18 protein-coding genes are annotated in these 12,686 nt (G+C 56.0%); 16 read left to right on the forward strand and 2 right to left on the reverse strand.

The annotated features are described in order from the left end of the window. Nucleotides 1–329: 329 nt before the first annotated feature. Nucleotides 330–1,382, reverse strand: coding sequence for a phage portal protein (locus NNO08_RS17050; protein ID WP_039268400.1), 1,053 nt, complete (start codon nt 1,380–1,382; stop codon nt 330–332). Nucleotides 1,383–1,384: 2 nt separating this feature from the next. Then, nucleotides 1,385–3,106 carry a terminase large subunit domain-containing protein gene (locus NNO08_RS17055; protein ID WP_271457155.1) on the reverse strand — a complete coding sequence of 574 codons (1,722 nt, stop codon included), beginning with the start codon at nt 3,104–3,106 and terminating at the stop codon, nt 1,385–1,387. A gap of 160 nt (nt 3,107–3,266) precedes the next feature. On the opposite strand from NNO08_RS17055, the gene NNO08_RS17060 reads away from it, so the two are divergent. The 16 genes from NNO08_RS17060 to NNO08_RS17130 all read left to right on the forward strand — a co-directional run. Next, on the forward strand, nt 3,267–4,100 hold the full coding sequence (locus NNO08_RS17060; protein ID WP_271457156.1) for a GPO family capsid scaffolding protein: 834 nt from the start codon (nt 3,267–3,269) through the stop codon (nt 4,098–4,100). A 23-nt stretch (nt 4,101–4,123) separates the two neighbouring features. Continuing rightward, nucleotides 4,124–5,173: a phage major capsid protein, P2 family gene (locus tag NNO08_RS17065; protein ID WP_271457157.1), complete on the forward strand. Its 1,050-nt coding sequence runs from the start codon at nt 4,124–4,126 to the stop codon at nt 5,171–5,173. Between the two features lie 46 nt (nt 5,174–5,219). Beyond that, nucleotides 5,220–6,083 (forward strand): phage terminase small subunit, encoded by an 864-nt coding sequence (gene gpM, locus NNO08_RS17070; RefSeq protein WP_271457158.1) that lies wholly within the window; start codon nt 5,220–5,222, stop codon nt 6,081–6,083. Nucleotides 6,084–6,186: 103 nt separating this feature from the next. Continuing rightward, nucleotides 6,187–6,684, forward strand: a complete 498-nt coding sequence (locus tag NNO08_RS17075) for a head completion/stabilization protein (protein ID WP_271454242.1) — start codon at nt 6,187–6,189, stop codon at nt 6,682–6,684. Further along, nucleotides 6,684–6,884 carry a tail protein X gene (locus NNO08_RS17080; protein ID WP_000864915.1) on the forward strand — a complete coding sequence of 67 codons (201 nt, stop codon included), beginning with the start codon at nt 6,684–6,686 and terminating at the stop codon, nt 6,882–6,884. Before NNO08_RS17075 ends, NNO08_RS17080 begins: the two co-directional genes overlap by 1 nt. Continuing rightward, entirely contained in the window at nt 6,875–7,156 is a 282-nt protein-coding gene (locus NNO08_RS17085) for a hypothetical protein (protein ID WP_000420349.1), read from the forward strand. The genes NNO08_RS17080 and NNO08_RS17085 overlap by 10 nt, the downstream gene beginning before the upstream one ends. Further along, a complete protein-coding gene (locus tag NNO08_RS17090) occupies nt 7,153–7,704 on the forward strand; it encodes a lysozyme (RefSeq protein ID WP_151218885.1) in 552 nt (183 codons plus the stop codon). The genes NNO08_RS17085 and NNO08_RS17090 overlap by 4 nt, the downstream gene beginning before the upstream one ends. Continuing rightward, nucleotides 7,701–8,096: a DUF2570 domain-containing protein gene (locus NNO08_RS17095; protein WP_271457159.1), complete on the forward strand. Its 396-nt coding sequence runs from the start codon at nt 7,701–7,703 to the stop codon at nt 8,094–8,096. The genes NNO08_RS17090 and NNO08_RS17095 overlap by 4 nt, the downstream gene beginning before the upstream one ends. Then, nucleotides 8,050–8,241, forward strand: coding sequence for an Rz1-like lysis system protein LysC (gene lysC, locus NNO08_RS23225; RefSeq protein WP_000586620.1), 192 nt, complete (start codon nt 8,050–8,052; stop codon nt 8,239–8,241). The genes NNO08_RS17095 and lysC overlap by 47 nt, the downstream gene beginning before the upstream one ends. Beyond that, entirely contained in the window at nt 8,238–8,687 is a 450-nt protein-coding gene (locus NNO08_RS17100) for a phage tail protein (RefSeq protein ID WP_101743122.1), read from the forward strand. The genes lysC and NNO08_RS17100 overlap by 4 nt, the downstream gene beginning before the upstream one ends. Next, nucleotides 8,684–9,316, forward strand: a complete 633-nt coding sequence (locus NNO08_RS17105) for a phage virion morphogenesis protein (protein WP_271457160.1) — start codon at nt 8,684–8,686, stop codon at nt 9,314–9,316. The genes NNO08_RS17100 and NNO08_RS17105 overlap by 4 nt, the downstream gene beginning before the upstream one ends. Then, nucleotides 9,316–9,900, forward strand: coding sequence for a phage baseplate assembly protein V (locus NNO08_RS17110; protein WP_271454237.1), 585 nt, complete (start codon nt 9,316–9,318; stop codon nt 9,898–9,900). Before NNO08_RS17105 ends, NNO08_RS17110 begins: the two co-directional genes overlap by 1 nt. After that, nucleotides 9,897–10,265, forward strand: a complete 369-nt coding sequence (locus tag NNO08_RS17115; protein ID WP_010835080.1) for a GPW/gp25 family protein — start codon at nt 9,897–9,899, stop codon at nt 10,263–10,265. The genes NNO08_RS17110 and NNO08_RS17115 overlap by 4 nt, the downstream gene beginning before the upstream one ends. Continuing rightward, the gene (locus NNO08_RS17120) at nt 10,252–11,148 is read left to right on the forward strand and encodes a baseplate assembly protein (RefSeq protein WP_271457161.1); all 897 of its coding nucleotides are present in this window, start codon (nt 10,252–10,254) and stop codon (nt 11,146–11,148) included. Before NNO08_RS17115 ends, NNO08_RS17120 begins: the two co-directional genes overlap by 14 nt. Further along, nucleotides 11,141–11,755 carry a phage tail protein I gene (locus NNO08_RS17125; RefSeq protein WP_271457162.1) on the forward strand — a complete coding sequence of 205 codons (615 nt, stop codon included), beginning with the start codon at nt 11,141–11,143 and terminating at the stop codon, nt 11,753–11,755. The genes NNO08_RS17120 and NNO08_RS17125 overlap by 8 nt, the downstream gene beginning before the upstream one ends. Continuing rightward, on the forward strand, nt 11,745–12,686 hold a 942-nt coding region (locus NNO08_RS17130), incomplete at its 3' end, for a phage tail protein (protein ID WP_271457163.1). The genes NNO08_RS17125 and NNO08_RS17130, both read left to right, overlap by 11 nt.

A 12,686-nucleotide genomic window follows, 5' to 3' on the forward strand; every position in this document is an offset into this window, starting at 1 on the left:
CTACACCCCGTCAGCGTTGGCGGGGCCTGGACGTCCTGCACAAAGTGCACAAAAAGAGGTCGGTTTAGCGCGCAGGCGAGGCGGGGGAGCAAGCGCGCGCAAAGGGGGGCAGGCAGGGGGGGCATATCCTTCGCCATTCGCCGCCTGCTGGGCGCTCATGTTGATGGTTGAGACGAAGCGGCAGCACGAGAAAAGTCGCGCCAGAAGCCCGCAGGCTGCGTCTGGTAGGGGGAGTGATTTATTTGTGTTTCGTGAGTGTCTAATATGGCCGGAAATGATGGTGCTGCGGGTGGTACCGCACCGCCAGAAATGACGATGCGGCCAGGAGATCACTTCGTGGGTTCAAGCAATGCGTAAGGGTTGAAGCGAATCACCTCCTCACCCAGCCAGTCGTTAACATGCTTCATGGCTTCCATGTAGGGTGTCAGCTCGTTGACGGCGAACACGCGGGCCGCTTTCTCAATATCACCGAATGAACCGTTCCCTTCCGGAATGGCGCCCATCAGTTGCGGCGGTACCCGGTGCGCTGCCAGCATGTCATCGCGGGTGGAAGACTTCACCCCCACAAACTCATCCTTAGCCGATATCTGGCTGAATGGCAGTATTTGCACGGAGTCTTTGCCGCCGTTAGGTGCGTGCAGGAGGATGTTCTTAAACGCACCGCCGCGCCGGGTATCCGTCAGCGTCTTTTTGAGCTTATCAAGGCTCTCCTGGTCGGCCATCGCGCTGTTAACGTAGACGATGCAGCCAGCGTGTGAGCCGTTGTCGTAGTAGAGCTTTCTGAACTTGTCAGCAGAATGGGCCAGGTTTGCAGACAGCAGGCCAGCGAAATACTCAGGCATGCCGTATATTTCCTGGTGAATATCCGGGCTGAGAACGTGGCATACCGAGCCCGTTGAAAACATGTGATCCTGTAGCCCGGCCTGAATAAACCAGTAAGTGTCCAGGTCAGAACCACGGCGTGTGTATTTCGCCAGCGAGTGACGAAAGCCAAAGGAACCACCAAGCCGGTTTTTTCGCATCTCAAGATAGCCATTCCCGAAGACAAACCAGTCCAGCGCGAAGGCGGAGAACACCTGGCGGGAAAGAAGTTTGTGCGGGACAAAGCATCCGGCAAGGACGTTGCGCTTGAAATAAAGCGCCGACTGGTGCCAGCTCGCATAGCCAAACTGACGGGCGAGGCCATACCAGTCAATGGGGGTTTCGTAGTATCGCCCGTTGTCTGCGCAATACATGTTATCAAGCAGGTCGCTGGCACCACTCACCGGCCATGGACCGTCGAAGGTGAATGAGTTCAGCTCCGGTGACGCTTTCAGTGAGGCGGCGAGATCTGCCTGCTCCCTGGCATACTTCCTGCCGCGTGTGGGTCTTTGTTTGCTCAAGGTTAATACTCCGTAACTGTCATACTGCTGCCGCCTTCTTGTCCCAGCGGTTCGTTAATGGTGGCAAGCATCGTCGCCCATGCGAGATCGCCATGACTGACGCCGCGAGAGCGGTCCGTGTCGTAAGTGACAACACCGCCAGGGGTAACGATCTTGCGGACAGAGTTGAATGCACCAACCAGGTCAAGCTCACCACGATCAAACTCCCAGCGCCCGCCACGAATCAGCTGTTGCATCTTCAGCACGAGCATTCGTTTGCTGGACGGTGAGAACTGGTAACAAACCGCTGCCGGGAAATGCTTTTTAACCAGCTGATAAACCGCTTCACCAATACCGGTGCCATCGATCCCAATGTGCTGAACGTTGTACCGGGTGAGCATGCTGATAATGAGATTGGCCTGCTCTTCGAACTCCATACCTCGTATGCGTAGTGTCTCAATCGTGCGGAACTTGCCGCCGGGCACCATCGGCACAGCGTTAACGGATATGGCTCCACTGTCCCCCTTGCCGCTGGCACCGTTCGGGTCGTAGCCAATCCAGACGGGACGATCAGCCATAGGGCGGGCCGCATATGGCCGCCAGTCGGGCCAGTCGTCATAACCATCAGCACCGCATGCCAGTAGCCTGTTATAGTCAAAGGCGCTTTCACCGCTTTTGATGAACTGGCATCCGTACAGGTTGTCGTACTCTTCCGGGCTGTTCTCTTCCCGGATTTCGTCGATATCAGTCAGATCCCATCCATGGTCGATAGCATCCTGCAACGTGACAATCTGCCTCCAGATCTTGTCCGGGCACATCAGGCCGCTGTTAAGTGTTTTCCAGGATGTATCAAACTCAATGCGCTTGCCATGGCTGCGACCTTTGTTAAATGCTTCACCTGTCCAGAATGGATAAGCCTCATGGCTTTCGGCTGAAGGGGTGGAGAAATAGGTACGCGTAAGGCCTTTTAGCGTTGCCATGGCGCCCGCGACTTTTTTCAGGTTGGCAAACTGGCCTACCCAAAAGAATTCGTCGAAATACAGGTTGCCCGTGTATGACTGAGCGGTAGCCGCTGACGTGCCAAGAAAATGCAGCTCGGCGCCGTTGAACAGCTGGATCATGTCGCCGCCCTTAAGCTCTACATCTACTTCTTCAGCGGCCGAGCGAATGAAACTTCGAAACTGGTACGCCTGGCGGCGGCTTGCCGATAAAAAGATTTGGTTGCGCTGATGCTTATATTTCACATCCTCAGACAGGGCGCGCACCAGAGCTTCACGTGCGAAATACCACGTCGCGCCAACCTGACGGCTTTTCAGGATCATGCGGTTGCGCCAGTGGTGATTGTCATACCACCCTTTCTGGTGCCAGTGCAGAGAACCGAGAATGTTCTCCCGCAGCGCGGCAATCTGCGACTCTGAGAAATAGTTTTGTTTTTTGCGGATCTTTTTCTTCGGCTGGGTGGCTGCTGTGCCGTTATCCAGCTTTTTCAGCTGACGGGTGAGCAGGTCAATCTCTTTGAAATCACCGCCGGTCTTTTTGTCTTTACCAGTGAGCTGAATTAGCCTGGCATCAATGGATGTTGTCACGCGCTGGATCGGCGGTGTGGCGTCCCATTCATCTCGCTTTTTCCATGAGTAAACCGTGTTCTGGTTGATCCCCATCAGGCGTGCGATCTCTGCTGGCGGGTAGCCCTGCCAGTAAAGCTGTCGTGCACGCTGCATGATGAATGCTTCTTCAATCGCCATTAATCCTCCTCTCTTCCTGCCGGGGAGATTAACCCGCGCGCGCGTACCCTTGCGCTCGCTTTAGGTTGTAGTGCTCCGCTCACAACAACAACGCGTTGAGGGGGGATACGTCCCCCTGCCATCATCTCCGGGAACTCAGAAAACAAGCGAGTAAACGAACATGGCAGGCACAGCAAAACCACGTAAGAAGTTTCGCGTGGCCGTCTCCGGAAATACCGTTGACGGGCGCGAAATTCAACCGCAGCACCTTCGCGATGCGGCAGCAAATTACAACCCTGAGGTGTATGGCGCACGGGTCAACATTGAGCACTATCTCTCTATGTTCCCGAACAGCGATTTTGGCGCGATGGGGGATGTGGTAGCCCTCAGCACCGAAGACATCACCGAAGGTGCACTGGCGGGGCGCACCGCGCTTTATGCCGAAATCGAACCATCCGAGCGCATGGTGCAGATGACCGACAAAGGGCAAAAAGTCTATTCCAGTATTGAGCTGCATCCGCAGTTTGCCCTCAACGGCAAAGCCTATGTTGTCGGGCTGGCAATGACCGATACCCCGGCGAGCCTGGGTACTGAGCGTCTTAAATTTGCCTCACAGCAGCGTGCATCGGTGATGGCCTTCAATAACCAGCAGGGTGAGGCGCCGATGTTCACCGAAGCGCTTGAAGCAGAGGTGATCGAGCTGACCGCCCAGCGCAGCGATGAAGGTGCTAAGTGGTTTAATCGCGTGATGAGCATTATTGGCAAAGGTCAGAAAACGGACGATCAGCGCTTCAGTCAGATGCATCAGGTCGTTGAGGCCGTGGCGCAATCGCAATCCGAGCAAATTGATCGCTTCAGTGCCGCAGAGCAGGAGCGCCAGGAGGATAAGGCCGCTATCCAGAAGCTGACCACTGAGCTTGCGGAGCTGCGCCAGAAGCTGGTGATCACTGAAGCTTCCTTCAGTCAGCGACCACCTGCGAACGGCGGCGCCAACGCGCAGCTGGCTGATTACTGATATCCACTACGAGAGCAGAAAACATGGAAAACAATACCCGCCAGCTGTTTGATCAGTACATTGCGCAACAGGCGCGATTAAACGGCGTATCGACTGCAGCAGTCGCTGCGAAATTTGCGGTAGACCCTGCGCGTCAGCAGCGCATGGAGCAGGCCGCACAGGAGAGTGATTCTTTCCTGAGCAAAATTAACGTGTTTGGCGTTAATCAGCAGATTGGTCAGAAAGTGCTGATTGGCAGCAAAGGCCCGATGGCTGGCGTTAACAACAGCACCTCCAACCGTCGTAATCCAGGGGCTAACCATTCAATGGAGCCGTTTGATTACATGTGCCGCAAGGTCAACTACGACTACGGGATCAGCTATGAACAGCTTGATACCTGGGCGCATATGCCGGAATTCCAGCCCCTGATCAGCAAGGCGATGGCTCGCCAGATGTCACTTGACCGCATCATGATTGGTTTCAACGGCACAAAATACAGCGATCCATCAGACCGCGCGGCTAACCCGCTGCTGCAGGATTGTGGCATTGGCTGGCTGGAGAAAATCCGTACCGAAGCCTCACATCGCGTGATTTCCAGCGTCACGATCACCTCCCGTGATGAAGATAACAAGGTTATTGCGAAAGGGACTTACGGCAACCTGGGCGCGGCGGTGTACGACGCCAAAAACAGCCTGATGGATGAGTGGCACAAACGTAATCCTGACAACGTGGTGATCCTGGCGGGCGACCTGTTGACCACCGGCAACTTCCCGGCGATTAACGCCATGAGCCAGACCAACCCGAACACCGAAATGCTGGCCGGTCAGCTGATTGTCGCGCAGGAACGTGTCGGCAATATGCCGACCTTTATCGCGCCGTACTTCCCGGTCAATGGCGTACTGATCACGCCATTTAAAAACCTGTCCGTGTACTACCAGCGCGGTGGAATGCGCAGGACGATCAAGGAAGAGCCGGAATACAACCGTATTGCGACCTATCAGTCATCGAATGATGACTTTGTGATCGAGGACTACGGCAACGTCGCATTCATTGACGGCATTACCTTTGCCGAGGCGCCGGAAGGCGGCGCATAACCGCACACTGGCGGGCTTAGGCCCGCCGTTCATCGGGGAAGAAACAATGCTGACACCGGCACAACGACATTTTCAACGCGTCATGGCTGAGCGCCATGGCAAGGCAGATGATCTGTCAGAAACGGCGCGTACTGCGCACGAGCAAATTCTGCACCGCATGCGTATGGATATGAGTGCGCTGAAGAAAATTCAGGGCGAACAGGCAAAAGCCGCGCTTAAACGCCAGCTGCTACCCAATTACGAGGGGTGGATTGAAGGGACGCTGGAGGGAGACAGCGGGCGACAGGATGAAGTGATCACGCGCCTGATGATTTGGGCGATTGATATTCGGGATTATCCGCTGGCCGTACGCATCGGGCGGTATGTCATCGCGCACAACCTGGCAATGCCAGACCGGTTTAACCGAACGGCAGCGACAGCACTGGTCGATGAGATTTGCGATCCCATTCTGGTGCAGGTCAAGGCGGATGACAGCACTGATGTTAAGCCATATCTGGCGGTGCTCGATGAGGTCCAGGAGATCACTGAAAACAGCGATATGCCAGACGTCGTCCGGGCCAAGCTGTATAAAGCCCGCGCTTTTGCTTTGTGCAACGGCACTGCGGATGAACAGGCGACTGCGCTTGAGCTGTTGCGCCGCGCGCTGAATCTCGACTCCGGCGCCGGGGTGAAAAAGCTGATCGATAAGCTTGCCAGGCAGGTAAAAAAAGCCTCTGCGGAAAATGCATCAGGCAGTGAGCGGGCAGACCAGAGCGGAGGCGAAGAGGGCAATAATCAGGCTGCAGCAACGCCGGAAGTGACGGTGCCAGATGCCAAAAAGCCAGCCGCCAAAAACAACCCCGGAAGCACAACACGTAAAACGGCGGCCCGCAAAACAACGACGAAAAAGCCCACCGCCGATAAAAAATAACCGACTTGCGCCCCGTGCGCTGGCGGCGCGGGCGGAGATCTGCAACACATCGCGTTAGCTTTTCTCCGCCCGCTCACCGCCAACCTTTTCTGGAGACTACACGATGAGCCTAGTGGCCCCTCGCACAGTTACCCCCTCTGCGGAGGATGTGCCGGACGTGGATGACGGCGGAGAGAAAGTCACCGCCGGGGAGTTCTGGCCCGAGATAGTGCTGAGCAACGTCCGTAAGGAGATGCGAATCACCGGTGCGGTTACCACTTCGCGTTTAAAGCAGGTTGTCATTGAAGCCGTAGCCCACACAGCTGACCAGCTGAAGCAGTGGCAGGCTGAACAGATTGGGGCCGGATATGCCAGTTTGGCCGCCGTACCGGCCATGGTGATTAACGAAGAGAGCGTAAAGGTATATCGCTGGCGCCGCGCAGTTTACAGCATCTCGCGGGCCCTGCTGATCGAGACTTTCCGCGATGTTGACACCACGGGCGACGCGGGTGAGAAGCGCGCCGCCGCTCTCGCAACCCAGGCGAATGATCACTGGCGTGATGCGCGCTGGGCTATCTCGGATATTCAGGGCGTGGTCCGTAACTCTGCGGAGGCGTTCTGATGAAAGTGAAGGCATTGCAGGGCGATACAGTGGATTTGTTGTGTCAGCGTCACTACGGCATCACCCAGGGCGTGACCGAGATCGTACTGGCTGCGAATCATGCGCTGGCCGGTCAGATCTTCCTTGATGCAGGGCAGGAAGTTGAGCTGCCTGACGTCGACACCTCTGCGACAAAGGAGACTGTTCAATTATGGAGCTGATAAACCGCCTCTGGAACTGGACGGTGTACCTCTGGTCGATGCTGCTGACGGGCGTCGGCATGATGACGCAGAAGGACTGGCTGGCCTTCATTGCTGCGCTCACCGGGATCGTGGTTGCCGTGCTGGGTGAGCTCCATCGCCGCCGGATGTCGCGCATCCATGAAACCAACAATGTTCTGCTGAATGAATTGATCGATGCGATTCGGGACGATACCGAGAACCGGCAGGACGTGAAGGAGTTAATCCGGACTATCAGGGAGTCACCGCGATGAAAAGAGGAATTATTGCCTGTTCTGTTGCGGCGATTGTCTCTCTCGCAGCGGCACTCTGGCCGCAGACTCTGCGCACAAGTCCTGAAGCGCAGCTGAAGATGGCGAAATACGAGGATTGCCGAAAGACGCCGTATTACTGCCCGGCAGGTGTGCTGACCGTAGGCATGGGGTCGACCAGCAACGTGCAGAACCGCGAATACGCCGAGCGCGAGATCGCCGAGCGATGGGTGAATGACCTGTTTCGTGCTGAGAAATGCGTAAACCGCGAGTTTAATGGCGCAGCTGCACCACAACGGGTTTTCGAAGCGCTCACTGACGGCGCATTTAACGTCGGTTGTGGTGGTCTTGGCTGGTACACCAACAAAAAGGGCCAGAAGGTCAGAACAACAATCTGGCGCAATGCGCAGGATGGTAACTGGCAGGGCGTTTGCGAGCGACTCACAGACTTTGTCAACTCCGGCGGAAATCGTCTGCCGGGGCTGGTAAAGCGCCGGGAAGAGTTTCGGGACTGGTGCCTTTCAGAGCCTGAGCTGAAGGGGGCGAAATGAAAGCGCTGGGTGTATTTTCCGTTTTTATTTCCCTTCTGCTGGTCATCGCAGGCGTCAGGCTGACGCTGGAGAGCAGTAAGCGAGAGGCCGCAGAAACGGCCCTTGGAGAAGCCAACCAGAAGCTTAAGCAAACCGGTGATGTGCTGGCCGAGGTCAGGGCGTTACGTAACGACGTGAACGCAGTGGCCGCTGGTCTGAAAACACTGACTCAGAAGCGTAGCGATACAGGGGAAAAGCGCCGTGAAAATATCAAAACTGAGCTGGCCGGTGATAAATGCGCCGCTGTGCCTGTGCCTGACCGTGTGGCTGACAGCCTGTACCAGCGAGCAGCCGAAGTCAGCGCCGGTGATTATTCAGGAACCTTTACCGGAAAGCCTGACGGCAAAAACTGAAACGCCAGCACCGCCAAAACCAATGACATACGGGAGCCTCGCTCCGTGGTCCGATGCGCTGCTGGATGCGCTGGACACATGCAACGCCGATAAGGCGGGTATCAGAGAGCTGGAACTGCGGCGAATTGCCAGGGGGATAAAGTGAAAAAAGCAGAGTTGATGCGTGAAGCCCTGATAGCCGGTAACACCTGGTGTAAGGCCAACCCGGAGCAAATCACCGTCTGGGTGGAAAAAGGCAATATCGGGATTGAAGCGACCGGCGAACCGTCTTTCATGTACCTCTACACCATCAATATTCTCGCCGTGGAATTCCCCGGGGCGGTTGATGACCTGATGCTGCCGATCATGGCCTGGGCCTGGCAATATCAGCCGGATTTACTGCTGAACCCTGACAATAACCGCAAGGTGGAGTTTGACGCTGACATTATCAGTGACGACTTGGCCGATCTTCTGTTCAAGGTGCCGGTCTGGGAGCGCGTCATGGTGGAAATCGTTGACGGGAAGCCTGTCGCGAAGCACCTGAGCGAAGACCGCCCACGCATTAATGGCGGAGAGTGGGAAGTGGTATTTGGCGGAGGAGAGCTGGCATGACCGATGATGCAGCGCTGTTTCATCAACTCGATCAGGTTTTTGCAGACATCCTGTCAGCAGTGGCGCCAGCGAGCCGGTTGCGTACTGCGCGCGGAATAGCGACTACATTACGTCGTAGCCAGAGCCAGCGCATCGGGAAGCAGACAGCTCCGGATGGCACGAAATACCAGAAGCGTCATCGCCGCGTCTTACGCTCCCAGGCTGGGATCGGGTTTGTCTGGCAAGGTGAGGAGCGTCGCCTGCGGAACTGGCGGGCAACCCGTGGACGCATGCTTACAGGCTTTGATGAGGGGAAAGGGGCCGTTCGCTCGTTCTATCGCTCTGATATTGAGCGTTATCTTGATATCAGTTTCAGCGAGACGCGCCGTGATACCACGAAAAGCGATCCTATGTTTCGCCGACTGCGCACAACCCGTTTTCTGAAAGCAAGAGCAACTTCTGAGGGGGCTGTAGTTGGTTTTTCGGGCGCAACTGCCCGCATCGCCCGCGTTCACCAGTACGGGCTACGGGACAGGGTTAACGACAGTGGCGCGATGGCCAGCTACCCGCGCCGTGAGTTGCTCGGCCTGAGCAAGGCGGACCGCATGGCTATAGCCCGACAGGTCATTGATTCTCTGGGGGTTAGCTGATGGATCTGGCTGAAGTCATTCGCCTGCTGGAAAACATCGTTCGCACCGGTACGGTGACGGAGATAGACGAGGAAAAGTGGCGGGTAAGGGTAAAAAGCGGAGAGCTGGATTCGACCTGGCTGCGCTGGAATGCACAGCGTGCAGGCGCTTTCAGCATCTGGGTACCGCCGTCTGTTGGCGAGCAGGTATGGTTCCTTTGCCTTGGGGGTAACACTACCGCTGCGATCATCGGGGGAAGTCTTTACAGCAACGACAATCCGGCGCCAGGCACATCGGCAAAAGAAATGATCGTAACCGCCCCGGATGGCGCGAAGTTTCGCTATGACGCAGAGGCAGGGGCTTTGCAGGTCAGCGGCATCAAATCAGCAACGATCGAGGCGTCGGTTAAAGTCTTGCTGAAAACGCCGCTGGTCGAGTGTACCGAGATGCTGAAAACCAAAAATTTCACCGTTACGGAAGGCGGGAAAATGCAGGGGGACTTTACGCACACTGGCGGTGCGTTCATCTCAAACGGTGTCCAGATTGATGATCATGGTCATGGTGCCGTGCAGCGTGGTGGAAGCTGGACGGAGGGCACGAAATGACGGTGCGCTATACCGGGATGAATCCTGATGGCACGGGAACGCTGACGGATGCCGCCCACGTGTGGCAGTCAGCCAGCGACATTCTTAACACCCCGATTGGATCGCGGGTCATGCGCCGTGACTACGGCTCTCTCGTTCCTGATCTGATTGATGGTCCGCAAAACGACGTTACACGCATGCAGCTGATGAGCGCGGTGGTTATTGCACTGGCGACATGGGAGCCGCGGATCACGCTGAGCATCGTGGATGTACGTTATTCGCAGTCCGGAGCAGTGGAGGCGGGATTGTCAGGGGCTCTGACGGAATCTATGGAACAGCAGACGACAACCTTAACACTCAGGAAAAGCAGCAATGGCAACAGTTGATTTGGCGCAGCTACCGCCGCCGCAAATTATTGAGGTGCTGGATTTTGAAGTGATTCTGGCGGATGTCAAAGCCGTCATGATCGCGGCTTTCCCTGATGAACAACAGACCTCTGTTGCCGCAGCGTTAAAACTTGAGTCTGAACCCCTGACCATACTGGCGCAGGTGATTGCCTACCGGGAATTAATGCTGCGCCAGCGAATCAATGAGGGTGCTGCGGCCTGCATGTTGAGCCATTCCGTCTCCACCGATCTTGATAACCTTGCGGGTAACCTGAACACCGAGCGCCTGGTTCGCATTCCGGCTACCGAAACCACCGATGCAGAGATGGAAAGCGATACCGCACTGCGTCTGCGTGCGCAATCCGCTTTTGAAGGGCTGAGCGTTGCTGGCCCTACCGGGGCATACGAATATTTTGCGAAGAGTGCCAGCGGTAAAGTTGCTGATGCCAGGGCAACCAGCCCTTCTCCCGCTGTCGTCGTCGTGTCCATTCTGTCTACCGAAGGAGATGGCACGGCGAGCGACGAGCTGATCGCAACAGTAAACGACACGCTCTCAGCGGATGATAAGCGGCCTGTCGCCGACCGGCTAACCGTCCAGTCAGCGGAGATTGTGAATTATGAAATTGACGCTCTGCTTTATCTCTATCCGGGGCCGGAATCTGAGCCGATCCTGAGTGCGGCAGATGATGCACTGCGGACATGGCTGGGAGCGCAGGGGAAAATCGGTCGCGATGTTGCGCGTTCGGCCATTATGGCCGCTCTGCATGTGCAGGGGGTGCAGCGCGTAGTCTTGCTGAATCCTCAGGAAGATATCGTGATCGATGATACCCAGGCGGCACGATGTATTTCGCACACCATCAGCGTAGGGGGAACGGATGAATAACAGCCTCCTGTCGCCTTCAGCCAGCACCTTCATGCGGAATGTGGAGAAACCGACAGCGCGGATCAGCGGTATTCCTGTCGACCTTCGAAAACTCTGGAATCCGGATGAATGCCCCGTGGAGTTTTTACCCTATCTGGCCTGGGCGTTGTCTGTTGATCGCTGGGATAAGCGCTGGTCTGAACAGACCAAGAGGCAGGTAATCAAAGCCTCCTGGCTTGTCCATCGCCACAAAGGCACGATTTCAGCGCTGAGGCGCGTTGTTGAACCTTTCGGCTATTTGCTGAGGGTGATTGAGTGGTGGCAGAACGGCGAGGAGCCGGGCACTTTCCGGCTTGAAATTGGCATTCAGGATGAGGGAATCACCGAGGAAACTTATCGGGAGCTTGAGCGCCTGATCGACGATGCAAAACCCACAAGCCGTCACCTCACCGGCCTTTCGCTTTCGCTTCAGTCTCAGGGTTATATCGAGATAGGGGCGGGGTGTTACGTGGGCGATACGCTGACGGTATATCCCTATTTTCCCGAAACTATCGCTGTGGGTGGCAATGACTACACCGGCGCAGCAATCCATTTAATTGATACCGTGGAGATCGCAAGTGGCGACTAAATATCTTGCCCTGTTGACCAATATCGGGGCGGCAAAACTGGCAAAAGCCACGGCTTTGGGTACGAAAGTTGAGATTACCCAGTTGGCCGTTGGTGATGGCAATGGTGTTCTGCCTACACCGAATCCGGCACAGACTGCCCTCGTACATGAGTTACGTCGCGCCCCTCTGAATATGCTGATGGTGGACCCGGCGAACGCCAGCCAGATCATTGCGGAACAGGTCATACCGGAAGACGTCGGCGGGTGGTGGATTCGTGAGATCGGCCTTTTCGATAAAGATGGCGATATGGTGGCGATTGCCAATTGCGCTGAAACCTATAAGCCTCAGTTGCAGGAGGGGAGCGGGCGCGTTCAGGTTATTCGCGTGATCCTGATTGTCAGCAGCACCGAAGCCGTTACGTTGAAGATTGATCCGGCTGTTGTACTGGCAACACGCCAGTATGTTGACAGCCAGCTGCGGATGCATGAGCAGTCACGTAATCACCCGGATGCGTCAACGACAGAGAAAGGTTTTGTGCAGCTCAGCAGCAGTGTGACCAGTGACAGCGAATCGCAGGCGGCAACATCGAAGGCCGTTAAAATTGCGATGGATAACGGGGGCGCACGGCTGGCAAAAGATCGCAACCTGTCGGACTTACCCAATGCTGCATTAGCACGGCAGAATTTAGAGCTGGGTGACAGCTCGACGCGAAATGTTGGAACAACGGCTGGATCGGTAGCCTCGGGGGATGATGCTCGAATTACCGGGGCGATGCAGAAAAGCCAAAACGGCGGGGATATTCCTGACGTGGCGAAGTTTCTCCAAAACCTTGGTTTGGGAGCAGGAGCGCCCGCAATAGGAATTCCGTTCTTCTGGCCGTCTGCGGTGATGCCTAATACGGTGATAGATGAATGGTCAGATATGGTGTTTTTGAAATTCAATAACTCGACA

Origin of the sequence: Citrobacter sp. Igbk 17 (assembly GCF_028069775.1) — a bacterium.
In the GTDB taxonomy this organism is placed as follows: domain Bacteria; phylum Pseudomonadota; class Gammaproteobacteria; order Enterobacterales; family Enterobacteriaceae; genus Citrobacter.

Bases quoted from the DNA above. Each gene is read 5' to 3' on its own strand.
- gpM (WP_271457158.1), top strand. From the start codon at position 5,220: ATGCTGACACCGGCACAACGACATTTTCAACGCGTCATGGCTGAGCGC.
- NNO08_RS17120 (WP_271457161.1), top strand. From the start codon at position 10,252: ATGGCAACAGTTGATTTGGCGCAGCTACCGCCGCCGCAAATTATTGAG.
- NNO08_RS17060 (WP_271457156.1), top strand. From the start codon at position 3,267: ATGGCAGGCACAGCAAAACCACGTAAGAAGTTTCGCGTGGCCGTCTCC.
- NNO08_RS17095 (WP_271457159.1), top strand. From the start codon at position 7,701: ATGAAAGCGCTGGGTGTATTTTCCGTTTTTATTTCCCTTCTGCTGGTC.
- NNO08_RS17085 (WP_000420349.1), top strand. From the start codon at position 6,875: ATGGAGCTGATAAACCGCCTCTGGAACTGGACGGTGTACCTCTGGTCG.
- NNO08_RS17055 (WP_271457155.1), bottom strand. From the start codon at position 3,106: ATGGCGATTGAAGAAGCATTCATCATGCAGCGTGCACGACAGCTTTAC.
- NNO08_RS17125 (WP_271457162.1), top strand. From the start codon at position 11,141: ATGAATAACAGCCTCCTGTCGCCTTCAGCCAGCACCTTCATGCGGAAT.
- NNO08_RS17105 (WP_271457160.1), top strand. From the start codon at position 8,684: ATGACCGATGATGCAGCGCTGTTTCATCAACTCGATCAGGTTTTTGCA.
- NNO08_RS17115 (WP_010835080.1), top strand. From the start codon at position 9,897: ATGACGGTGCGCTATACCGGGATGAATCCTGATGGCACGGGAACGCTG.
- NNO08_RS17110 (WP_271454237.1), top strand. From the start codon at position 9,316: ATGGATCTGGCTGAAGTCATTCGCCTGCTGGAAAACATCGTTCGCACC.
- NNO08_RS17080 (WP_000864915.1), top strand. From the start codon at position 6,684: ATGAAAGTGAAGGCATTGCAGGGCGATACAGTGGATTTGTTGTGTCAG.
- NNO08_RS17090 (WP_151218885.1), top strand. From the start codon at position 7,153: ATGAAAAGAGGAATTATTGCCTGTTCTGTTGCGGCGATTGTCTCTCTC.
- NNO08_RS17065 (WP_271457157.1), top strand. From the start codon at position 4,124: ATGGAAAACAATACCCGCCAGCTGTTTGATCAGTACATTGCGCAACAG.
- NNO08_RS17075 (WP_271454242.1), top strand. From the start codon at position 6,187: ATGAGCCTAGTGGCCCCTCGCACAGTTACCCCCTCTGCGGAGGATGTG.